Raw genomic sequence first — 21,953 nt, forward strand, 5'->3', positions numbered from 1 at the left:
GCATGGCCGCCCCGCAACGGCTCTTCGACATCCGCCGCGTGATCGGTGGTCTGTTCCTGGTGTACGGACTGATCCTCACGGTCACCGGGCTGCTCGACAGCGCCCAGGAGATCCAGAAGGCGGAAGGCATCCGCATCAACCTGTGGACGGGCGTCGCGATGCTCGTCGTCGGCGGCGCGTTCCTGCTCTGGGAGCGCCTGCGCCCGTTCGACGGTCCCGCCGCCTCCGACGAAGAGGAGTGAACCCGCCCTCCCCAGGCCGCGGTCGCATCCCCGTGCGGCCGCGGCCCTTCCCTGTGGGGAGCCCTGTCCCATGCTCGGTCCCGCGTGTGTCAGTGTGACGGCGCGCCCTGTCCGCGAGCGGTGCCGGGGGCGGGGGCGGGGGCCTTACGGGCCGGTGCCCTCGTGACCACGGCGGGCGGGACCAGCACCGCCGGGATCGAGACCGTCGTCCCGTTGGACACGACGGCCGTGCCGTACACGGTCCTGCCGCCCGCGACCTCGACCGCCAGCCTGGCGGCGGCCGCCGCCTGGGCCGCGACGTCGGCGCGGACCGTGGCGGTCTGCGTGCCGGCCTGGACACGCCCCAGCGCGGCGGGCCGCCCGCCGTGCCCGATCAACGGCACCCCGGCCATCCCCGTCCGCGCCATCTCGGCCGCGACGGCCTCCGCCGCCGCGTCGCTCGCGCAGCACACGCCCGCCACCTTCGCGGGCCCGCCGAGCGCGGCGACGGCCGCCGCCACCTCGCGTACGGCCTCGTCGGGCCGGGTCAGGTCCCGTTCCCAGCCGATCGTCACCCGGCCGTCGAGCACGGCGTGCATGGCCCGCTTCACCGTCGCGGCGTACGGGTCTGTGGCGGGGCCGTTCAGGAGCAGCACCGGACCCGCGGCCTTCATGGCGCCGAGCAGCGCCAGCGCCTGCTCCCGCCCGACGCGCGCCGGATCGGTCGCCACGTAGGCGTCCACCGGCCCGTTCGCCAGCCGGTCGTACGCGACGACCTTCGCCCCGGACAGCTTGGCCCTGGCCACCCAGGGAGCGGCGGCCCCCGGGTTCACCGCGCCGAGGACCAGCACCCGCACGCCGTCGGCCAGCATCCGGCCGATCTGCCGCCCCTGCCGGGCCTGGTCGCCCGCGGCGTTCGCATACTGGACGTGGCAGCGCGGGCAGAGGGACGCCAGGGCCCGGGTGAACAGAGGCCGGTCGGGTCCCTCGCCGGGGAGCAGCAGGCCGACGGTGAAGCCCTCCCGCACGTCGCCGACCGCTCCGAGTTCCGCTCCTGGCTGTCGCCCGCCCTGCCCGCAGGCTGGAAGGGACATCATGAGAAGCACGCAGACGCCCGCCAGTCGTCTCCCCACGGGGCACCCCCGATTCGTTGCGGAGCCACGTTTCGCAGAGCCGTCTTGTGGAGCGATGTCGCCTCAACAGTCACATACCCGGACATACGCCCCATGACTCTCGGAGGGCAGCCGCGCCTCAGCACGAGCGATCACCGGAGGGCGATCGGGCGGCGATTACGCCCACGGCCGAAGGCCGCTGTTCACCTCAGTCCACCGATCCCCTCACCCACTAAGTTGTGAGAGACTCCACCATTGCGGGGCGGTAGCTCAGCCGGTCAGAGCATCGGACTCATAATCCGTGGGTCGTGGGTTCAAGTCCCACCCGCCCTACCACGTACGACCAGCCATCCGCGGCCTCACCTGCGGTTTTATGGTTGATCACGCCTGTCCGGACATACCCTCGACAGCCGCCGGAAGCAGCCGCATGCCACCGTCCGCGGGACATACATGGAATGCTCACGGCCTCGTTTCCCCAGGTGATCCCGGCGATTTCGGCGCGCATGGCAGAGATCGTACGGCCGGGCCGCCAAGGGTACGGACTAACGCGTCTACCTGGACAGCTGGTGGGTTGGCTGTACGGCCACGACCAGCAGGTCAGACCGTGCCCGTTGCGTGCCCGTCAGCAGAGGGAACGAGAGGGACTCATGGCAGCCGGGGTACTCTCCCCCGCAGGTCAGCGCTTCCCAGCTCAGAGGCCAAGTGCGTTAGAGACTTCCCAAGCTGACAGCACGGGTTCGATTCCCGTCACCCGCTCTACCCACGAAGGCCCAGGTCAGGACAGGACTCCAGCCCCGGGCCTTGATGTTCCTGAAGTGGCTTCGAATGGTACGAGGTCGAACGCCGCTCCGGTGGGATCAGCTCGCCTCCCGCAGCGGCTGGAACTGGACGCTCAGCCGCATCTCCGGAGCCTCCGCCAGCCGCTCCAGCATCGGGATGGTGGGCATCGTCCCGCCGGCTTCGAACCGCGCCACCGCCGGCTGCTTCAGCCCTGTGCGTTCGGCCAGCTCTGCCTGGGTCAGCCCGAGCTGCTCACGCCGCAGCCGTACCGCCTCGCCCAGCTCGAACCTAATCCTGGCCGCCTCGTATGCCGCTCCCGCACCGGGGCGGCTCATGATCTCAGCCTTCTTGTCCGCCCAGGCTCTGCGCTCCCCCATGCCGCTCACTCCTCATCTGCGGTGTGGGCCGCAGCGATACACCGCTGCATGGCCCGCCACGCACGCTCGATCTCGGCCGACTCCGCATCCGCTGCTTACGGAACACCGTCAGCATGACGATCCGCCTCCCCGGAGCGATCCAGTAGGTGATCCTTACCGCTTCCCGGTGCAAACCAGGTGTCGACGACCCGAGGGATCAAGTTCAGCGTGCGGTGACACGGAAGGATTCCCGCATCTCGGGCGACCACAGGGCCCAGGCGAGGGTCACGAGAAGGAGGCCGTGGACGACCTGCTCGGCGCGGAACCAGACCGGGATGACACCGGGGAGGGCGACGTTGACCGCGACCAGGGCGCAGGCGACGAGGGAGATGATCCGGAGCCGGTCATAGGTGCCCTTCGATCCCGCGAGGACGCGCTTGGTCAGGATCAGACAGATCACCGACCCCGCGAGGATGCCGCCGGCCTTGGTCCACACGTTGTTCGCCGGTTCCTGACCGAAGGCGGCGACGGCCATCGTGAGCAGGAATACACCGATGCCAAGGCCCGCGATGGTGTAGGCGAGCCGCTTGATCAATGCGTTCTTTGTCATGGTCGCGACACTACTTTAATTGCATGCGGCATGCAAACATCTTAGAGTGAACTCATGCACGACCACGAGAAACCCGACGAACAAGACGTTCAACGCATGGTGGACGCCCTCCTCCTGATCAGCGAGGGCATCGAACGCACGCGCAGGCGACGCCCCAACGCAGGCCTGCTGCGCATGCTGCAACTCATTGCCAGCACACAACCCGTCCGCGTCTCCGACCTGGCCAAAGAACTCGGCGTCCACCAGTCATCGGCCACCCGCCAGGTCCAGGCCCTCACCGAAGAGGGCAAGGTTCAGGTCCTCACCGACCCGGCCGACCGCCGGGCGAACACCATCACCATCACCGAGAAAGGCCGCACCGAACTCGCGACCCTGGAGCGTATGGGCCTGCAACGCTGGATGCTGTTCACCGGCGGCTGGGCCGCCGCCGAGGTCCAGACCCTCGAACGGCTCCTCACGAAACTCCGCGACTCGATCGCGGCCGCCAACCGCAAGATGTAACCGGAGACGGGGGGTGAGCGACACCCGCACGGCCAGTCCCGGCTAAGGAGCCCGGCGCGCGACAACTCGTCCGAACCACCAGCCTCGAACCGCCCCCGGCGCATCTTGCCCGCACCGTTTCCCGGTGCGAGCCTGGCGCGCTTCGGCGCCTCGCGGAACTCCGCGCCCGTACACCGAAGGACTCCGAGATCTCTCCCAGGGTCCTGACTAAGGTGTGATCATGGGCGTTGACGCGGTGCTGATGAGGGTGGAGCAGCGTGGAACCAGCCCGAAGCGCAGAAAGCTCACGCCCGTCGCCGTCGCACCGGACCCCAAGGATGTCTTCGTGCGTGTCGTCGACCAGGTGCGCGGACAAGGCACCCATCCGATGCTGGAACGCGTCGACCCGTATGGCAGCCTGATCCTTTCGCCGGCCGAGATGCCGCAGCTCCTCTCCGAGCTTGCCCGCCTCCCCACATCGGCCGCTCAGGACGTGGAGGCGCTTCGAAGACTCGAAGATCTCGCCCGCCGGTGCGCCGCCGACCTGGCGACAGAACTGCACCTCGACGGCGACTGAGGCCCTCATCCCGTGAGCGCTTCCAGGATGCGACAGTTGGCCGTCTCGCGTTGCCCACGCACGTCGCGAGCCGGAGCAGACCGAGACCGAGCCGATCCTTCGACAGGGCCTATCGAGCCTCGTCCTTCTTCCACGGGCTGACGGCGAGTTTCCCGGTGGTGCCGAGATCGAGCTCCGGCGTCACCATCACCGGAGGAGCACCGGCCTTGGCGTTCACTCTGACGTACGGCACGTTCACGGAAATGCCGTCAGTGACGGTATTGCGCCACATCAGGCCTGCGGACACGCTCTGGCCCGGCTTCAGGGTCACCGGCTGGGGCGGATCGTCGAAGCCGGTCACGGTGGAGATGCCGCCGTCACCGTGCAGGACCTCGACACCGGTGACCGGCTTTCTGTCCTCGTCGAGGAGCTGGAGCTGCGGGTAGCCGTCGAGGCGGTAGGCGTGGGCCGAGCAGTTCTCCAGACGGAGACCCACGACGCGGAGCCCCATGGCGGCGTCGGCATTGCCCAATGTGACCCGGATCCCGGAGGGCGGGCAGGGGCCTGCCGCAGCGGGCGCCTCGTCCGCCGGGACGCTTCTGACCTTGGCTATTCGCGCGCCCGCAACGGGAGGCCCCTGCGGAGGAAGCCGGCTTAGGGCGACCGTGCTTTCAACGGTCTGACCGGGCTCGACCGCTGGAACCGTCTGTTCCGTACCTGCCAGCACCTCTCCGGAACGGGACACGAACGTGAAGGTGATGGTGTACGTGAAGGGTTCGGTTTCGTGGTTGGTGACCTGGAACTCGGCGGAGAACGGATAGAGGTCGCAGTCGCGGACCCCTCTGCCCGGGCCGGTTATCCTGACGCCGTCCTTCTCCAGATCTTCGGAGCCGCCGGGAAGCTCCGAAGTGCCAGACCCGGGTGACATACCGGTGGACGGGGCCCCACATGAGGGGTCGCCACGCCGGTCTGCCGAGTCGGGTCCCCGGGTCTGCTGAAAACCGTCGCTCCAGGCGGCGACCCTCTCCGATCCGCAGGCCGAGAGGAGCAGGACGCCGGCGAGCACGGCGGAAAGGCCGAGCGAACTGGTACGCATCCGGCCGTAAGGCATGAGAAGAACCTTAGGGCAGACAGGCCGCCGAGGCCCCCTCTGGGCGTGACCGTACGAGGCCGGAGGTGCGTGGCCGATCGATCAGCGACAGGCATCGATCAGCGACGGGCAGGGTCCGGATCGCGCACCATGAACACGTCCACCTCGTCCTCGGTCTCGACCGTGAACCCGTGCCGCTCGTACAGCCGCCGGGCCGGACTGCCCTGCAGCACGTTCAGCCGGATCAGGGCGCCTTCTCGGTCACACCGTCCAGCAGCCTGCCCAGCACGGCGGAGCCGACGCCCCGGCCCTGCAGCTCCGGCGCCAGGTAGAAGTGCTCCAGCCAGTAGGCGCCCTCGGCCGGTCGCAGCGCCACGCAGCCGGCCAAGGCATTGTTCACCTCGATCGTCCAGGTGTGCGCCGGCGCGAATCCGTCGCGCAGCCGCTGCCGTACGCGCTGCTCGTCGTATCGGCCGAGCCGCTCGAGATCCGCTTTGAGCACCACGGCCCGCAGCTCGGCCACCGCCTCGACGTCCGCCGTCGAAGCGGGCCGGAGCCTCCAGTCCACCACGATCACGATCGTATCGAGCGGGGCTTACGCGACGTTTCCGGCGTGGCCTGTGCGAGCAGCCCGTCGACGAGGGCCCGCAGTCCCTGGGGGTAGGTGTCCTGCGCGGACAGCGTTCGCCATTGGTCGCCGACAGCGACCAGGCGTGGCATCCGCGATTTGTCGAGGCCGCTGAAGAGGGGGGCTTGGTCCGCGGGTCGCCCGTCGTCCGCCGGCTGGTGAGCGGAGTGGGCGCGGACGAGGATCTCGCCGACCGTGTAGTACCAGATGTGGCGGAAGACGTGCACGGCCTGTTCGGGTGTGCATCCCTGGTCGATGGCTCCGGCCACGATGGTCTCGACCATCCACACCGATTCGCCGAGCCGGCCGACGAACCCGTCGACTGTGAGGACCTCCGCGGCCCACGGCCAGGCCGCGAGGGCGTCGTGGACCAGGGTGGCGGTCGCGATGATGCGGTCGCGCGGGTCGCCGGGCAGGTCGGGTCGCGGGACCTGGTCCGCGTATTCGGTGATCAGCAGAAGCAGCAGGTCTTCTTTGTCCCGCACGTGGTGATAGAGGGTCATCGTCCCGATGCCGAGCTCCGCGGCCAGGCGGCGAATGCTCAGCTTCTCCCAGCCGTCCCGATCGATGAGCCGGCGGGCCGCCTCCAGGATCTGCGCGCGGGAGGTCACCGGTGGACGGCCGGTGCGGCCGTGCGGCGCATTGCTTCGGGACACCGTCCCATCATTCCGTCCGGCTGTTCCCTTCCGCCAATCGGGACTTCGGCCATCGACACCCACCCCGCTTCCGATGTACTTTCAGTACCCGTACGAAAAGTATCCGCCCTAATCTGCCGGAGGAGTGAGGAACGGTGACACATACGCGATCACCAAGCACAACACCGGTCGTTCGTACGGCCGCTCGGCCAGGGCTCACCCTCGCCGCGGTGGCAGTGGTCCAGTTCATGGTGTCGGTGGACCTGTCGGTCGTGAATCTCGGACTTCCGCGGATCGCCGCGGGCCTCGGCTTCGGCGCGGTCGGCCTGACCTGGGTGATCCACGCCTACGCCCTCACCTTCGGGGGCCTCCTCCTGCTGGGCGGGAAGATCGCCGACCGCTACGGCCACAAACGGGTCCTGCTGCTCGGGCTCGCCGTCTTCGGCCTCGCCTCCCTGGCGGGCGGCTTCGCACAGGAGCCCGGCCATCTGGTGGCCGCCCGCGCCCTGCAGGGCATCGGGGCCGCCGCGCTGTCTCCGGCCGCGCTGGCGCTGCTTACCGTCACCTTCCCCTCCGGCAAGGCCCGTGTGCGGGCCTACGGCATATGGAGCGCGGTGAACGCCGCCGGCGGCGCCCTCGGCGTCCTGATCGGCGGTGTGCTCACCCAGTACGCGGGCTGGCGCTGGGTGATGTTCATCAGCGTCCCGATGGCCGCCGTCGCGCTGACCCTGGCCTGGCGGGGTGTCACCGGCGCTCCGCCCACGGCTCCCGGCGGCCGTCCGGACGTGCTGGGCGCCATCCTGGCGACGGCGGGGATGTCCCTGCTCGTGTTCGGCGTCGTCCGCACCGACCAGTACGGGTGGACCTCGCCCGTCACCCTGGCGACCTTGGTGACCGCCGTCACCCTGCTGGCCGCGTTCGTCCACGTCGAGCGGACCACCACCCGCGACCCGCTGATCCGGCTCGGCCTGCTGGCCAACCGCTCGGTCGCCGGCGCCAACTCCTACAACCTCCTGCTCGGCGCCGCCATGGCCTCGTCCTTCTACTTCGCGTCCCTCTACCTCCAGCAGGTGCTCCAGGTCAGCCCGACCGTGGCCGGGATCCAGTTGCTGCCCTTCGCGGTCGGCGTGATCGCCGGCGCCGCGGCCGCCATCAACCTCGGCTACCGTCTCCCGCTCCGCACCATGCTGATCATCGGCGGGCTGGTGACCGCGATCGGGTTCGCCTGGTTCGGCCTGATCAGCGCCGACGGCTCCTTCCTCGCCGACGTCCTCGGCCCGTCGCTCGTCACCAGCGTCGGATTCGGGCTCTGCCTCGGACCGGTCGTCTCCGCCGCCACCGTGGGAGTCACGCCGAGCGAGTCGGGCATGGCCTCCGGACTGCTCTCCAGCTCACGCCAGATCGGCGCATCACTCGGACTGGCCGTTCTCGGCACGGCCGCCCACGCCCGCACCGGCCCGAGCACCACGGTCGAGGGCCTCACCGAGGGATACGCACTCGGCATGACACTCAGCGCCGCGCTCCTGGCCGGTGCCGTCCTCATCGCCTTCACCGTCCTGCCGCGTACGAGCACGGCGACGCCTGCGCGGCACGGCGGCCGCGACGTGGTCCCGGAACCGGAATGACCGGCCATGCCGCGCGATCTCGTGGTTGCCGCACTGCGGCCCGGACACGGCTGTGGCCGACGGGCTGGGCGGCGAGCGGGGCTCGCGCCGGGCCGTTTCCTCGGCAGCCGTCATGGCAACCTCGAGAACCCGCGCGGTTTCGGTCAGCGATTCACCGTAATAATCGGGAAGGGGCCGGAGACGGAGCTCCGGCCGCCGATATGCGATCGCAACCCATGCAGCTCAATGATGTGGAAGGAATTCAGCAACCCGGGTAAAGGAGTTGTCGGCGCAGGGAAACGGTCCGACAACATCTCCGATTACATGTGTTTTCTGCAGCGGAAAGCGGTTGTTTGCGCATTTCTGGGTGACGGGGCCTTTTCTTACCTCTAGCGTGAGAACGAGGGTCTGGATCCAAGGTTCGATGGATCGATTCGCGCTCCGTGTGGCCGGGTTTCCCGGGTGACATTCACGGAGTCGACGGAGTGATACTCATGCTCAAGCAAGCACTGGCTGCTGGCGCGATCACGGCGTCGGCCCTCATCGTCCCGGTGACGATGCAGACGCAGCCGGCCAACGCGGCCGGCAGCACCGCACAGGTCATGCAGAACCCGGCGCAACCCTGTCCCGGAGGCAGGTGCCGTGAACGTGAGCGCCGCCGGACGTACGGCCACTACGGTCGTGAACGCGGACGCGAGCGTGGCCGGTTCGAGGAGCGCGGCCGTGAACGCGGGCGCATGGAAGAGCGCGGACGCGAGCGTGGCCGGTTCGAGGAGCGCGGCCGTGAACGCGGGCGCATGGAAGAGCGCGGACGCGAACGCGGACGATTCGAGGAACGCGGACGCGAGCGCGGGCGCATGGAAGAGCGCGGACGCGAACGCGGACGATTCGAGGAGCGCGGCCGTGAACGCGGGCGCATGGAAGAGCGCGGCCGATTCGAGGAACGCGGACCGCGGTAGCGGCATCAGCAGCGGGGAGAGAAGAGGCCCCAACAGCAGCAAGGACCGATAACCGCACATCGAACCTGCCGGACCCTCCTGCCCCACGAGGCAGCCGCCTCGCGGGGCTCTCCCCTGCCGCCGGGGCGCACGGCCCATTCATCGGCATTTCGGCCCGTCGCCGCCGTAAGCGGATTTCCAGACCTCAGCGGATGCGCAATTCACGTCGGCGACAGCGTCGCCCTTATCGAGACGCGGTTTCACCCGGAGGTATGCGGTAAACGGACACGTGCGAACGCGATTCCGCGGTGAACTCGGTCCCGATCCAGTCCGCGTGCCTGCTCTCCAGCTCGAACCCGGCCAGCTGGGCCATGAGATCGAGCTCGGCCGGCCAGATGTAGCGGTGGGGGCTGCGGAACAGCCGGGCCTGTCCGCTCTCGTCGAACCTGAAATGGTGCGACACGAGGTGTTGCCGCAAGAGGTCGTAGGCGTCCAGGCCGATGTAGCCGGGTTCGCGATGCCACACCACGGCGTCCTGGCCCGGTGGGAGCTTGCGCAGCTCGGGCACCCAGAGCTCGATCACGAAGCGGCCTCCGGGGGTCAGGTGGCGCGCGGCGTTGCGGAAGCACGCGACCTGCTCGGCCTGGGTCAGCAGGTTGGAGATCGTGTTGTAGACGAGGTAGACGAGCGTGTACTCGCCCGGGGCAGTGGCAGGGGCAGTGGCGGTGGCCATGTCGCCGACGACAACCGGGATCGTCGCTTCGTCCACTTTCGTGCGCAGCTGGTCGATCATCGGACGTGACAGCTCGATGCCGGTGACGGGCACGCCACGCTCGGCGAGCGGGACGGCCACCCGGCCGGTTCCGATCGCGAATTCGAGCGCCCGCCCGTCGCCGGCGAGCTCGGCGAGGCGGTCGACGGCCGGCCCGAGGACCTCGGGCGCGAACATCCCGGCGCCCGGCGTGTCGTAGTGCTGGGCGGTGTCGGTGTTCCAGATGTCCTCCTGCCGCATGCTCCCCAGGATCATCATCGGCGCACGCGACCGTCCAACGATTTTCCGTGCGCAAGGGCTCGCCGCGGCCGGGACGTCTTCCGCGACGCCCGGTGCCCCTCGCGCCCACGGCGGCGGCCGGGAGGGCCGGCGACCGGAGCGGCGGGAGATCAGATCTGCCGGTTGCGGCCCGCGAAGTATCCGGCCGCGATCTGCGACACCATGAGGCACAACACGAAGGCCAACGGCCCGTGCCAACCGCCGCTGTGCTGATAGAGCACTCCGACCAGGATGGGACCGGGGACCGACAGCAGGTAACCGACGCTCTGCGCGAAGGCGGACAGCCGGATCACCGTCGCGCCGTCCCTGCCGCGCATGGCGATCATGGTGAGCACCAGCGGGAAGGAGCAGTTGGCCACGCCGAGGAGCACCGCCCACAACCAGGGCATGGCGGCGGGAGCCGCCCACAGCCCGGCGTACCCGGCGAGCCCGAACGCACCGAGCAGGACCGCGATGCCGCTCTGGTTCCGCAGCCGACCGGCGACGGCGGCCAGCACGAAAGACAGCGGCACCCCGAGCACCGAGGTGACGGCGAACAGCAGCCCGGCGGCCTCGGCGGACAGCCCGGCGTCACGGAAGATCTGGGGCAGCCAGCCCATGATGACGTACGCGGAAGTGGACTGCAGGCCGAAGAAGGCCGCGAGCGCCCAGGCCATGGGACTGCGCGCGACCCGTACGCGCGTCCCGGCCTCCGCGGCGACGTCCCCTCCCGCTGTACGTTCGCCCTGCCCGAGCTGATGCCCGAGCCGGGGCCCGGTTGGCCGCCGGCCGTCCCTCACGAGGGCGGCCCACGGCGGCACGGCGACGGCGGCGAGGACGGCCCAGGAGCCGAGACCGGCACGCCAGTCACCGCCGAACGCGCCGGCGAGGGGGACGGTGACGGCGGCGGCGGCCGAGGCGCCGAGGTTGAGCGCCATGGAGTACAGGCCGGTCATCATGCCGACCCGGTCCGGGAAGCGCTGTTTGACCACGACCGGCAACAGCACGTTGGCGACCGCGATCCCGGCCAGCGCGAGGCCGCTCAGCGTGAGGAAGACCGGGGTGCTGCCGACGAACGGACGCACGGCGAGCCCGAGCGCGACCGCCGCCATCCCGGCGAGGACGACGCCGTCCGGTCCGTAACGGCGGGCCAGGCGGGGCGCGGCCGAGCCGACCAGCGCGAAGCACACCGCCGGCACGGACGTGAGCAGGCCGGCGACGGCGGCGCTCATCCCGAGAGCGGCGCGGGCCTCTTCGAGCACGGGTCCGAGGCTGGTGACCAAGGGGCGGAGGTTGAGCGCGGCCAGCACCAGTGCGGTGACCGCCAGGCGGCGCGTCCATGTGGCGGACCGGGCCGGGCCCTGCCGCTGCCTCACCGGGCTCCGCCGCGCTGCGTCGCCCTTCGGCCGCGTCCTGTCCCGGACCACAGGCTCATCCCGGGCCACCGGCTCATCCCTGGCCACCGGCCCCTCCCGAACCGCCGGCCCATTCCGGACCACTCCGTCATGCGGAGCCGGCGGATCCCCAACCGCCCTGTCATCCACGCGCTGTCATCCCGTAAACCACCTCGTCACCCTCAAACGACCAGGTCATCCTAGAATCAGCGACTTTTTCCGAAATCCACCGGGTCGCCTTTGGGGCTGCGACGACCCTGCCTGCTCGCAGCCCGTCCGTCACATCGTTCCGGTTGGGGACTTGACACCCCTTTTGTGGCGGAAAAAACTCGGATCACTCCCGTTCCACAGCACTTCCCCCACAGCGGCCGGTGAGCATCAGCCGCGAAGGAGACAGGCATGAGGCGATTGTTCGCCGTTTTCGCGCTGGTCGCAGGCTTCCTGCTGGCGCCCGCGCATGCCGACGCCGCCGTCGTGGACGTGGCCCCGTCGGCCACCGCCTCCGCCTCCTACACCTCTCCCTGGGAGAGCGTGGCCGCCGTCAACGACGGCATCGACCCGGCTCGTTCCGACGAGACGCAGAACCGCCGCTGGGGCACCTGGCCCGAGGCCGGCGAGCAGTGGGCCCTGCTGACCTGGCCGTCCGCCCAGACGATCTCCTCGGTGCAGGTCTACTTCTTCGACGACGGAGGCGGCGTGCGTCTGCCGGCCTCGTGGAAGCTCCAGAGCTGGGACGGCGGAGCGTACGTCGACATCCCCGCCTCCTACCCCACCGCCGCCGACACCTACAACACCGTCACGTTCCCCGCCGTCACCACCACCCGGCTGCGCGTCGTCCTGCGTAGCGGCGAGGCGTCGGTCGGGCTCCTGGAGATCAGGGCGCTCGCCGACGCCGCCGGGCGGCAGAGCACCTGGAGCCCGCCCGCAAACCTGGTCGCGCCGCTCGACGAGGTCTGGCGGCACGTCGAGTCCACCTACCCCGACCTGTACGGCTACCGCAACTACGCCTGGGACCAGATCATGGCCAACGGCGGCAGCGTCAACTACTGCGTCCGCTGGGACTCCGGCGCGCCGGTCTCGGCGAAGCTGCGCGACGACATCCAGGCCGCGCTCGCCAGGTCGTTCAAGAAGTGGATGGACGTGATGGCGGGCCACAACGGCTGGCCGTACGCGGACGTGCCGGTGAAGGTGGTCGGCTGGGCCGTACGCGACCGCGCCCTGCTGCAGTGGAGCGACGACTCGGTCGACGTGTACGTCGGCGACATGAGCGAGAACGCGCCGCAGTGCGCCGAGCCGTGCGGACGCCTGTTCGACCAGTCGGGCGCCTACCCGAACTGCCCGGGCGGCGCGTCCCACCACTACGACATGTCGCTGTGGCTCACCGAGGGCATGAACGGCGGCATGGGAGGCGCCTGGGGACAGCGCGTCGGCAGCGAGTATCTGACGGACAACCTCGGCAGCGACGACATCCACATCCTCCTCCACGAGATCGGGCACAGCTTCGGCCTGGACGACTTCTACGACTGGACCCCGGCCGGGCAGTGCTGCTTCCTCATGAAGGCGGGCTCCGCCACGTCGATCACCGAGTTCGACGCGTGGATGCTGCGCGACGTCTGGCGGCACCTGAAGAGCCGCTACGGCTACTGACGCCCGCCCGCGGCCCTGGCGCGGCGACCGATTTCGACATATGTCGAAAACAGTCCCGATCAAGACAGAACGGTCGTCCGAAGACATTCCGCATTTGCGTCCCTAGCATCGCCCTCTGCGGGCCGAATCTCCCGGCCCAGAGTCCCCCCGATCGTTCGTGGAAGGTTTTCGATGTCCTCATCGCGCCGGGTGACGCCTGGCCTCGTCCCGCCAGCCGCGTCACGCCGTAAGGGTGCCGCACGCCGCAGCGCGGCGGCGCTGGGCCTGGCCGTCGCCACCACCGTCACGGGGCTCGCCGTGAACTCGGCCCCCGCGACCGCGGCCGCCCCCGTCGGACCGGTGATCCAGGACGGCATGGCCCAGCCGGTGTTCTCGTCCAACAGGAACGACTGGATCCGCGAGGAGGTGTGGGTCGAGACCCCGGTCGACAGCGACGGCGACGGGCGGAACGACCGGGTGCACGCCGAGGTCACCCGCCTGCGGGAGACCGAGACGGCCGGCCTGAAGTCGCCCGTGGTCTACGAGGTCAGCCCCTACTACGCCGGCGGCAACGACATCGCCAACCACGACGTCGACCACGAGCTCCACCAGGCGGTCCGCCCGGGCAAGGGCTGGCTGAACCGCGGCGGCACGCTGCTCGACCCGGCCACCGACGAGCGCCTGTCCGCCGCGGCCGCGGACGATTCCGGGGACGGCGGCGCCGACGCGTCCCTCTCGGCGAGCGGCCCGCAGCCCGTCATCAGCACCAGCCACGAGTCCAACTGGCTGCCCCGCGGTTTCGCGGTGGTCCACGCCGAGTCGCTGGGCAGCGGCCAGTCCGACGGCTGCCCGACCACCGGCGGGCGCAACGAGACCATCGGCGCCAAGTCCGTCGTCGACTGGCTGAACGGCCGCGCGAAGGCGTACGACGCCTCCGGGCAGGAGGTCAAGGCGACCTGGACGACCGGCAAGGTCGGCATGATCGGCACCTCGTACAACGGCACCCTGCCCAACGCGGTCGCGAGCACCGGCGTCGACGGGCTGGAGGCCATCGTGCCGATCTCGGCGATCTCCAGCTGGTACGACTACTACCGGGCGAACGGCGCCGTCGTCGCCGCCGGCGGCTACCAGGGCGAGGACACCGACGTGCTCGCCGAGTACGTCTACACGCGCGCGGACCAGCAGGTCTGCCGGAGCGTCATCGAGGAGCTCGCGAAGGCGCAGGACCGCGAGACCGGCGACTACAACGCCTTCTGGGACGAGCGCAACTACATGAACGACGTGGACAAGGTCCACGCCGCGGTGCTGGTCGCGCACGGCCTCAACGACTGGAACGTCAAGACCAAGCACGCCGCGCAGTGGTACGAGGCGCTCAAGGCGCGCGGGGTGCCGCACAAGATCTACCTGCACCAGGGCGGCCACGGCGGCTCCCCCAGCGTCGACGTGCTCAACCGCTGGTTCACCCGCTACCTCTGGAATTACCAGAACGGCGTGGAGAACGACCCGCGCGCCCTCGTGCAGCGCGAGGACAGGACCCTGGTGCAGTACGCCGAGTGGCCCGACCCGGCCGCCGCGGACACCGAGCTCAACCTCGCCCCCGGCGACGGCGGCGCGGCCGGCGTGCTCACTCCGGACAAGACCCGTAAGGGCAAGCCGGTGACCGAGACGATCGTCGACGACGCCACCAAGCCGGCGCAGACCCTCGCCGACGCCGCCACCTCGCCCAACCGCCTGGCGTACAAGTCGGCCGCGCTGACCGCGCCGGCCAGGCTCAGCGGCACGCCGCGGGTGTCGCTGCGGATGTCCTTCGGCCAGCCGGCGGCGAACGTCACCGCGCTGCTCGTCGACTACGACCAGAACGGCAAGGCGAAGATCATCACCCGGGGCTGGACCGACCCGCAGAACCGCAAGTCGATCTGGCAGACCGAGCCGGTCAAGCCGGGCACGCCCTACCGCCTCGACTTCGACATGCAGCCGCATGACTACATCTTCCCCGCCGGGCACCGGCTCGGGGTCGTGCTGCTGTCGAGCGACTACGAGTACACCATCCGGCCCGCCCCCGGCGCGCTGCTGTACCTCGACACGACGAAGAGCACGGTGACGCTGCCGATCGTGGGCGGCGAAGGCGCGCTCGCCTCCGCCGGCTGACCGTCCTCTCTCGACACGCCGTCCCCCTCGGCCTGACCAGCCGGTGGGGACGGCGTTCGTGTGACTACAGCAGATCCTCGCGGTGCCTCCAGGCGAGGTCCAGCACGGCCGCGCCCGCCGCCTGCATCGGCTCGTCGCGGACGTGCCGGCGCACGGTCTCCGCGTCGAACGGGACGCGGCCGACGATCCGGCCCTCGCTGTTGGAGGCGGCGATGTCGCCGAAGACGGCGTCGAACGTCTCCGCCTCCAGCACGGTCACCGTGAGGAAGTCGGTCGCGAAGGTCAGCGGATCGACCCCCACGCCCAGCACGAGGGAACGCACCCGGCCGTCCTCGCGGGCGTCCGTCAGCAGCCGGTAAAGCGGCCAGCTCTCGTAGTCGAACCCCGTCGCCGTACTCCTCTCCCCGCCCAAGGAACTCCTCGGCGTACTCGCGGACCACGCACTTCCACAGGTCGAAGTCGGCCTTCTCCGCGTCCGCGGACTCGTGCGCGGGCTGGAACACCCCGACCGGCATGACCTGGTAGAGCCCGCCGCCGTGCGCCACCCGCGCCGGGTCACGCCAGTGCAGGACGAACGACGTCTCGCCCGTACGGCGATCGTGGCGCAGCGTCAGGGTGGAGATCGCGCAGAGCGCGGGCCGCCGGCTCAGGTCGGTGGGATCGCCCACGAGCGCGCGGAACGGCAGCGGCCGCCCGCCCCCAGGCCCGTCGAACCCGTGCCCGTCGAACTCATGCCCGTCGGACTCATGCCCGGGGAGCTCGCGCGCGGCGAACTCGTGGGCGGCGAACTCGTGGGCGGCCGCCTCTCCCACGCTCACGCCGTCGAAGTAGCGGGCTCGGGTGAAGGTCAGCTCCGGCCAGGCGACGTCCAGCAGCCGGTAGCAGGTGCGGTCCTCGAAGAGCCGGGGGCGGGCGAGCGTCCCCAGCGCGTCCGGGTAGGCGTCCGCGCCCTCCGGCAGCAGAGCCGCCGCCTCCGGTTCGCGGCCCGTGACAGTGGGCGCGGGAGCGTCCTCCACCCAGCCGAGCCGCACCTCACGCAGGTCGAGCGGCGTGGCCAGGGTCCATGGGGTCGCAGTCCAGCCGTCCCGGGTGAGCAGACGCGTCGATCCGGCCCTGGCCGGCCCGGGGTAGAGCCGATCCGCCGCGACGGCCAGCTCGTGCCGGTGCCCGTCCAGGCGTCGCCGCACCTTCGCCCATTCCTGCCCCGACGGGCGCATCGGCACCTCCCCGCGCGATCTCACGAGCCCAGCACCCTAGCCGCTCACGCGAGGACTCTGCACAGCACGCCTTCCAGCTCCACGAGGCCGGCCTCAGTGGGCGACCGCCAGGCGATGATCCCGTCCGGCCGTACGAGCACGGCCCCGGTCGAGGTGATCCCGTACGCGGTGGGGAACCGGCCGTCCGGGTCGCCGAGCACCGGCCCGGCGCCGACGACGTACGTCTCGACGGGGACGCGCAGAGTCCGCGCGGCCTCGGCCGCCGCCTTCTCCCAGGCCCCTCCCCCGGCGCCGGCGAGCACCGTGAACCCGGTGCCGAACAGATCGCGGGCCGAGATCGGCGTGCCCTCCCGGCTGAGCCGCACATGGGGCGCCCGGGTCCCCGGACGTCCCGAGGGCGCGGCCGGATCCTCGAAGAGCGGGCGCTCCTCGCCCGGTTCGCGGACGAACGCCCCCGACGGGCAGACGTACCCGAACAGCCCGACCGCGGGATCCATGATCTCCGCGACCGTGTCGTCGCGCAGATGCGGCGTCTGCCGCTGAATCATGTTCGCGTACTGCTGCTCGGCGAGGGCGTCGGCGTACGGGCGGCGCTCGGCGTCGTAGGAGGCGACCAGCCCGGGACCCGCGACACCGGCCAGCGCGTACGCGAGCCTCCAGGCGAGGTGATACCCGTCCATGACGGCGGTGTTGCCGCCCTGCCCGCCGGTCGGCGGCATCAGGTGGGCGGCGTCACCCGCGAGGAGGACCCGCCCGGAGTGGAAAACGTCGGCGATGCGGGTGACATGCTCGCCCGAGGAGGACCACGCCGCGTCCACGATCGTCACGTCCAGGTCCGGCACGCCGCAGGCGATGCGGATCATCTCGGTGAGCCCGTCCCGATCGGGTTCCTCATCCGGGCCGAACACACAGCTCACGACGTACCTGCCGGGGTGATCGGTGGTGACCACGGTGACCGACCCGCCAGGCAGGGCGGGGTTGCGGAGGTAGAACAGGCCGAAGGCTGCTCCCTTGAGCGTGACGTCGAGATCGGCCTCGAACTGCAGGAACATCGTCCGGGCGGGCCGGGGCGAGGTCCGCCCGTGCGCCGCGATGCCGGCGGCGTCCCTGATCGTGCCCTTGTGGCCGTCCGCGCCGACCAGGAAGCGGGAGGTCACCGTCCGCCGCCGCCCGCCGGCGGTGTCGAGGAGCGTGGCGACGACCGCGTCCTCCTCCTGCCGGAACGACTCCAGGGTGGTGGAGAACCTGATCTCGGCTCCCAGTTGGACGGCCCTGCCGGCGAGGATGCGCTCCGCCCGTTCCTGACTTGTCGCGGCCATGGGAGCAGCGGATAAGGCGGATAAGTCCGGCGCGGTCTGCACGAAGTCGTGCAGGACCCTGCCGGTGACGCTTTCGGCGATCACGATGATGCTCTCGGTCCCCCCGGGCGGCGCGGCCTCCAGGAACCGTCCGGCCACACCGGCCGTGGCGAGCGCCTCCATCGTCGGAGGCATCTGGCCCCGCGCCTTCGGCTGGGTCGACAGTCCCGCATGGCGTTCCACGACGAGCGCGGACACCCCGTGCAGACCGAGGAACATCGCGGTGGACAGCCCGGCCAGACCCGCTCCGACGACGAGGACGGGTACGGACTCCATAGTCATGATCGGCCCCTCACGATAAGATTCGTCCGACTGTTGGGAAATCTCGACTAATCGAGATATCTACTTATGAACGATGTGGAGCGCTCGTGTCAACCCACCGATCCAAGGCCCTCCGATCCCTCATGGAGGCGATGCGCGAGAACGCCGGCCGCGGACTCGTGCTGCATCAGGCGATCGCGGACCGCTTCGGCCTCGGCCCGACCGATTTGAAGTGCCTCGATCTGGCCCGCCACGAGCCGGAGCTGACGGCGGGACGGCTGGCCGAGCTCACCGGCCTGAGCACGTCGGCCGTCACGTCGGTGGTCGACCGGCTCGAACGCGGCGGCTTCGTCGAACGGCGCCGGGACACCCTCGACCGCCGCAAGGTGCTGATCCACTCGACCGGACGACACGAGGCGGCACTGGAGGAGATCTTCAGCACCATGGAGGCGGAGTTCCTGGCGGTCGTCTCCGACTACGACGACGACCAACTGGAGAAGTTCGTCGATTTCGTCCGCCGCCTCAACGCGCGGGCGCACCAGGTGACGGCCGCGCTCATCGCGCGTCCCCGCGACTGACCACTGCGGCGACGCCGGCCGGTTCGCGCCGCGCGGGCCGACCGGCCTTCGCGGACATGGTGGACCAGGCGCCCCCACCCCTCCTCACAACGCCGGGTGTCCGTTTCGTTACGTTGACTGCCCTTGACCCTCCAACACAGGCAGGTATAAACACATACGAAACAACATTGAAACGGCGGTGAACCAACACGATGTACGCCGAGGAGCGGCAGCAGGAGATCCTGCGGGCGGCCCGCGACGCCGGCCGGGTCGACGTGGTGACGCTGGCCGAGCGGTTCGGCGTCACGACGGAGACGATCCGCCGCGACCTGACCGCACTGGAGCGCGCGGGCGTCCTGCGGCGCGTGCACGGCGGCGCGATCCCGGTCGAGCGCCTGGGGTTCGAGCCCGCACTGGCCGCCAGGGACGAGGTGCTGACGGCCGAGAAGGAGCGCATCGCCAAGGCCGCCCTGGCCGAACTCCCCGAGGACGGCTCCGTGGTCATCGACGCGGGCTCCACGACGAGCCGGCTCGTGCAGGCCCTCCCTCCGGACCGCGAGCTCACCGTCGTCGTGAACTCGCCTCCGCTGGCCACGGTGCTGGCGGCCCGCCCCAACCTGACCGTGCTCATGCTGGGCGGCCGGGTGCGCGGCCGGACGCTGGCGACCGTGGAGGACTGGGCCATCCAGCAGTTGTCACAGCTCAACGTGGACGTGGCCTTCATGGCCACCAACGGCTGCTCGGTGGCCAAGGGCCTGACCACCCCCGATCCGGCCGAGGCGGCGATCAAGCGGGCGATGATCGCCTGCGCCGACCGCGCCGTCCTGCTGGCCGATCACACCAAGTTCTCCGGCACCTATCTGGCGCGCTTCGCCACGCTCGGCGAGATCGACGTCGTCATCACCGACACCGGGCTCGACCCCGACCAGGCCGCCGCGCTGGCCGCCGCCGGGCCGGAGGTGGTCCGGGCGTGATCCTCACCCTGACCCTCAACCCCAGCCTCGACCGCACGATCGAGGTCGGCGAGCTCACCCGCGGTGCCGTCATCCGGGCGGCCGCCACCCACCTCGACCCCGGCGGCAAGGGCGTCAACGTGTCGCGGGCCCTGCTGGCCAACGACGTACGGTCGTGCGCGGTCATCCCGTACGGCGGCAGCGAGGGGCGCCGGCTCCTCGACCTGCTGTCGGCGGAGGGCATCGACATGATCCCCGTGCCGGTCGAGGGCCCCACCAGGTCCAACGTCGCGATCGCCGAGCCCGACGGCACCGTCACCAAGGTCAACGAGCCGGGCACCGCGCTGACCCCCGCCGAGCTCGACACGCTGGCGGGCGCCGTGCTCGACGCCGCCCGGTCGGCCGACTGGGTGGTCGCCTCGGGCAGCCTCCCGCCCGGTGTGCCGGTGGACGTCTACGCCGGGCTGTGCCGCCGGTTCGCCGAGGCCGGCATCAATCTGGCGGTCGACACCAGCGGCCCCGCCCTCGTGTCCGCGGTGAACGCCGGCCCCGCGCTGATCAAGCCGAACCGTGACGAGCTGGCCGAGGCGACCGGCACGTCGATCGCCTGTGTCGGCGACGTGCTCGACGCGGTCGGCAAGTTGCGCGCCATGGGCGCGCGGTCGGTCCTGACCAGCCTCGGGACGGACGGCGCGCTGCTGGTGGAGCACGACGACCAGGTCTGGTACGGCGAATGCGCGGTCGAGGAGCCGCGCAGCAGCGTGGGCGCGGGCGACGCCCTGCTGGCGGGCTTTCTCGCCGCGGGGGCCCGCGGCGCGACGGCCCTCGCCGAGGGCCTCGCCTGGGCCGGTGCCGCCGTGGGGCTGCCCGGCAGCCGGATGCCCGGCCCGGCCGACATCGATCGCACCAACGTCCGGATCGGTCCGCCCGACCCGGCCCGGCCGCTCACGCCACCTCCGCGCCCGGCGCCCGGGGGCGTGTGAGCCCCACACGGCGCCCGCCGGCTCACTCGCCCTCCCCCAGCCCGCTGTCGGCTCGGACTCACCCGCTCCGGCTCGAACGCTTCATCCGCTCCGTCCGCTCCGCGTCACACGACACATCCGGTCCGCTCGCTCATAACCCGGGGGATGACAGCGGTCCACCCCCCTCACAACCCGGCCAGCCAGGCCGGTCGCCCCCCAAAGGAGCACGTCAATGGCCACGCCCTATACCCCCACTGTCACCGGCACCGGTGTGCGGGCCACGATCCAGCGCTTCGGCGGCCATCTCGCCGGGATGATCATGCCCAACATCGGCGCCTTCATCGCCTGGGGCCTCATCACGGCCCTGTTCATCCCGACCGGGTGGCTGCCGAACAAGACACTCGCCGAGCTCGTCGGCCCGATAATCAGCACCCTCCTTCCGGTGCTCATCGGCTACACCGGTGGCCGGATGGTCCACGCCCAGCGCGGCGCGGTCGTCGGCGCCGTCGCCACGATGGGCGTGGTCGTCGGGGCGGACGTTCCGATGTTCCTCGGCGCGATGATCATCGGCCCGCTGGCCGCGCTGATCCTCAAGTACGTCGACCGGTTCACCGCCGAACGGACCAAGGCCGGCTTCGAGATGCTGGTCGACAACTTCACCGCCGGCATCGTCGGCGCCGTCATGGCGATCGCCGGTGTCCTCGCCATCGGCCCGATCGTGGAGAAGGTCACCGAGGTGGCGGGCAGCGGCGTCGAGTGGCTCATCAGCCACTCGCTCCTGCCGATCGCCTCGGTCATCATCGAGCCGGCCAAGGTGCTGTTCCTCAACAACGCGATCAACCACGGCGTGCTCGGGCCGCTGGGCGTCGCCGAGTCGGTCAAGCACGGCAAGTCGATCCTGTTCATGCTGGAGTCCAACCCCGGCCCGGGCCTCGGCCTGCTGATCGCCTACCTGCTGTTCGGCCCGAGGTCGCTGCGTCCCAGCACTCCGGCCGCGATGATCATCCACTTCTTCGGCGGCATCCACGAGATCTACTTCCCGTACGTGCTGATGAAGCCGCGGCTGATCCTCGCGGTGATCGCCGGCGGCGCCTCGGGCGTGCTCACCTTCCTGGTCACCGGGGCGGGCCTGGTCGCGACGCCGTCGCCGGGCAGCATCTTCGCCTACATGGCCGTGACCCCGAAGGGCGGCTGGTTCGGTGTGATCGCCGGGATCGTGATCGCGACGGCCGTCTCCTTCGCCGTCGCCGCCGCGCTGCTGGGCTTCGGCCGCGCGAACGGCGACCAGGCGGACGACCCGGCGCAGGGCGCGACCCCGAACGACTCGACCCCGAACGACACGAACACGAACGACACCACCATCACGAGCGGCGAGAACCGCGACACAACCGGCGAGACGGCGGCCGAGAGCGTGCCCGCCACCAAGGAGGCGTAGAA

Annotated in this window: 21 protein-coding genes and 1 tRNA gene; 12 read left to right on the top strand and 10 right to left on the bottom strand. The window is 70.5% G+C overall.

Features of this window, described 5'->3' with window-relative positions; genetic code table 11:
• The first annotated feature begins 2 nt into the window (after positions 1-2).
• A complete protein-coding gene (locus ACIBK1_RS27320; RefSeq protein ID WP_396738560.1) occupies positions 3-242 on the top strand; it encodes a hypothetical protein in 240 nt (79 codons plus the stop codon).
• A gap of 89 nt (positions 243-331) precedes the next feature.
• Here ACIBK1_RS27320 and ACIBK1_RS27325 read toward each other — a convergent pair whose 3' ends face one another.
• Complete coding sequence (locus tag ACIBK1_RS27325; protein ID WP_396738562.1) at positions 332-1,354, bottom strand: substrate-binding domain-containing protein; 1,023 nt, start codon at positions 1,352-1,354, stop codon at positions 332-334.
• 238 nt (positions 1,355-1,592) lie between these two features.
• On the opposite strand from ACIBK1_RS27325, the gene ACIBK1_RS27330 reads away from it, so the two are divergent.
• Positions 1,593-1,669 (top strand) — tRNA-Ile (locus ACIBK1_RS27330).
• A 521-nt stretch (positions 1,670-2,190) separates the two neighbouring features.
• On the opposite strand, the gene ACIBK1_RS27335 is transcribed toward ACIBK1_RS27330, so the two are convergent.
• Both ACIBK1_RS27335 and ACIBK1_RS27340 read right to left on the bottom strand, forming a co-directional pair.
• Entirely contained in the window at positions 2,191-2,490 is a 300-nt protein-coding gene (locus ACIBK1_RS27335) for a helix-turn-helix domain-containing protein (protein ID WP_030508287.1), read from the bottom strand.
• 202 nt (positions 2,491-2,692) lie between these two features.
• Positions 2,693-3,079 carry a hypothetical protein gene (locus tag ACIBK1_RS27340; protein WP_156080924.1) on the bottom strand — a complete coding sequence of 129 codons (387 nt, stop codon included), beginning with the start codon at positions 3,077-3,079 and terminating at the stop codon, positions 2,693-2,695.
• Between the two features lie 54 nt (positions 3,080-3,133).
• Between ACIBK1_RS27340 and ACIBK1_RS27345 the strand changes: the two genes are divergently transcribed.
• Positions 3,134-3,580: a MarR family winged helix-turn-helix transcriptional regulator gene (locus ACIBK1_RS27345; protein WP_081903571.1), complete on the top strand. Its 447-nt coding sequence runs from the start codon at positions 3,134-3,136 to the stop codon at positions 3,578-3,580.
• A gap of 220 nt (positions 3,581-3,800) precedes the next feature.
• Positions 3,801-4,136 (top strand): hypothetical protein, encoded by a 336-nt coding sequence (locus tag ACIBK1_RS27350; RefSeq protein WP_396738565.1) that lies wholly within the window; start codon positions 3,801-3,803, stop codon positions 4,134-4,136.
• 109 nt (positions 4,137-4,245) lie between these two features.
• On the opposite strand, the gene ACIBK1_RS27355 is transcribed toward ACIBK1_RS27350, so the two are convergent.
• From ACIBK1_RS27355 to ACIBK1_RS27365, 3 genes are all read right to left on the bottom strand, one after another.
• Positions 4,246-5,226 carry a DUF4232 domain-containing protein gene (locus ACIBK1_RS27355; protein WP_396738567.1) on the bottom strand — a complete coding sequence of 327 codons (981 nt, stop codon included), beginning with the start codon at positions 5,224-5,226 and terminating at the stop codon, positions 4,246-4,248.
• Positions 5,227-5,449: 223 nt separating this feature from the next.
• Entirely contained in the window at positions 5,450-5,776 is a 327-nt protein-coding gene (locus ACIBK1_RS27360; protein WP_396738569.1) for a GNAT family N-acetyltransferase, read from the bottom strand.
• Positions 5,777-5,778: 2 nt separating this feature from the next.
• A complete protein-coding gene (locus ACIBK1_RS27365; protein WP_396738571.1) occupies positions 5,779-6,489 on the bottom strand; it encodes a TetR family transcriptional regulator in 711 nt (236 codons plus the stop codon).
• A gap of 209 nt (positions 6,490-6,698) precedes the next feature.
• Here ACIBK1_RS27365 and ACIBK1_RS27370 point away from each other — a divergent pair, with 209 nt between their 5' ends.
• On the top strand, positions 6,699-8,093 hold the full coding sequence (locus ACIBK1_RS27370) for an MFS transporter (RefSeq protein WP_396738573.1): 1,395 nt from the start codon (positions 6,699-6,701) through the stop codon (positions 8,091-8,093).
• Positions 8,094-8,557: 464 nt separating this feature from the next.
• Positions 8,558-9,031: a hypothetical protein gene (locus ACIBK1_RS27375; protein ID WP_396738575.1), complete on the top strand. Its 474-nt coding sequence runs from the start codon at positions 8,558-8,560 to the stop codon at positions 9,029-9,031.
• Between the two features lie 223 nt (positions 9,032-9,254).
• On the opposite strand, the gene ACIBK1_RS27380 is transcribed toward ACIBK1_RS27375, so the two are convergent.
• Together ACIBK1_RS27380 and ACIBK1_RS27385 are read right to left on the bottom strand one after the other, a co-directional pair.
• Positions 9,255-10,040, bottom strand: coding sequence for a class I SAM-dependent methyltransferase (locus ACIBK1_RS27380; RefSeq protein WP_357315062.1), 786 nt, complete (start codon positions 10,038-10,040; stop codon positions 9,255-9,257).
• A 131-nt stretch (positions 10,041-10,171) separates the two neighbouring features.
• Positions 10,172-11,416 (bottom strand): CynX/NimT family MFS transporter, encoded by a 1,245-nt coding sequence (locus tag ACIBK1_RS27385; RefSeq protein ID WP_396738577.1) that lies wholly within the window; start codon positions 11,414-11,416, stop codon positions 10,172-10,174.
• A gap of 417 nt (positions 11,417-11,833) precedes the next feature.
• Between ACIBK1_RS27385 and ACIBK1_RS27390 the strand changes: the two genes are divergently transcribed.
• Both ACIBK1_RS27390 and ACIBK1_RS27395 read left to right on the top strand, forming a co-directional pair.
• On the top strand, positions 11,834-13,081 hold the full coding sequence (locus ACIBK1_RS27390; RefSeq protein WP_197042631.1) for a DUF7402 domain-containing protein: 1,248 nt from the start codon (positions 11,834-11,836) through the stop codon (positions 13,079-13,081).
• Positions 13,082-13,252: 171 nt separating this feature from the next.
• The gene (locus ACIBK1_RS27395) at positions 13,253-15,208 is read left to right on the top strand and encodes a Xaa-Pro dipeptidyl-peptidase (RefSeq protein WP_081903572.1); all 1,956 of its coding nucleotides are present in this window, start codon (positions 13,253-13,255) and stop codon (positions 15,206-15,208) included.
• A gap of 64 nt (positions 15,209-15,272) precedes the next feature.
• Here ACIBK1_RS27395 and ACIBK1_RS27400 read toward each other — a convergent pair whose 3' ends face one another.
• Together ACIBK1_RS27400 and ACIBK1_RS27405 are read right to left on the bottom strand one after the other, a co-directional pair.
• Positions 15,273-15,620, bottom strand: a complete 348-nt coding sequence (locus tag ACIBK1_RS27400) for a hypothetical protein (protein WP_396738579.1) — start codon at positions 15,618-15,620, stop codon at positions 15,273-15,275.
• A gap of 849 nt (positions 15,621-16,469) precedes the next feature.
• On the bottom strand, positions 16,470-18,065 hold the full coding sequence (locus ACIBK1_RS27405) for an FAD-dependent monooxygenase (protein WP_396738581.1): 1,596 nt from the start codon (positions 18,063-18,065) through the stop codon (positions 16,470-16,472).
• A gap of 86 nt (positions 18,066-18,151) precedes the next feature.
• Here ACIBK1_RS27405 and ACIBK1_RS27410 point away from each other — a divergent pair, with 86 nt between their 5' ends.
• The 4 genes from ACIBK1_RS27410 to mtlA all read left to right on the top strand — a co-directional run bounded on the left by ACIBK1_RS27410 (position 18,152) and on the right by mtlA (position 21,951).
• Positions 18,152-18,622, top strand: a complete 471-nt coding sequence (locus tag ACIBK1_RS27410) for a MarR family winged helix-turn-helix transcriptional regulator (RefSeq protein ID WP_143734019.1) — start codon at positions 18,152-18,154, stop codon at positions 18,620-18,622.
• A gap of 191 nt (positions 18,623-18,813) precedes the next feature.
• On the top strand, positions 18,814-19,575 hold the full coding sequence (locus ACIBK1_RS27415; RefSeq protein WP_030508303.1) for a DeoR/GlpR family DNA-binding transcription regulator: 762 nt from the start codon (positions 18,814-18,816) through the stop codon (positions 19,573-19,575).
• Positions 19,572-20,537 (top strand): 1-phosphofructokinase, encoded by a 966-nt coding sequence (gene pfkB, locus ACIBK1_RS27420; RefSeq protein ID WP_036406665.1) that lies wholly within the window; start codon positions 19,572-19,574, stop codon positions 20,535-20,537. The genes ACIBK1_RS27415 and pfkB overlap by 4 nt, the downstream gene beginning before the upstream one ends.
• A gap of 211 nt (positions 20,538-20,748) precedes the next feature.
• On the top strand, positions 20,749-21,951 hold the full coding sequence (gene mtlA, locus ACIBK1_RS27425; RefSeq protein WP_396738583.1) for a mannitol-specific PTS transporter subunit IIC: 1,203 nt from the start codon (positions 20,749-20,751) through the stop codon (positions 21,949-21,951).
• Positions 21,952-21,953 lie beyond the last annotated feature (2 nt).

The organism is Microbispora rosea, assembly GCF_044460045.1.
Lineage (GTDB): Bacteria > Actinomycetota > Actinomycetes > Streptosporangiales > Streptosporangiaceae > Microbispora > Microbispora rosea.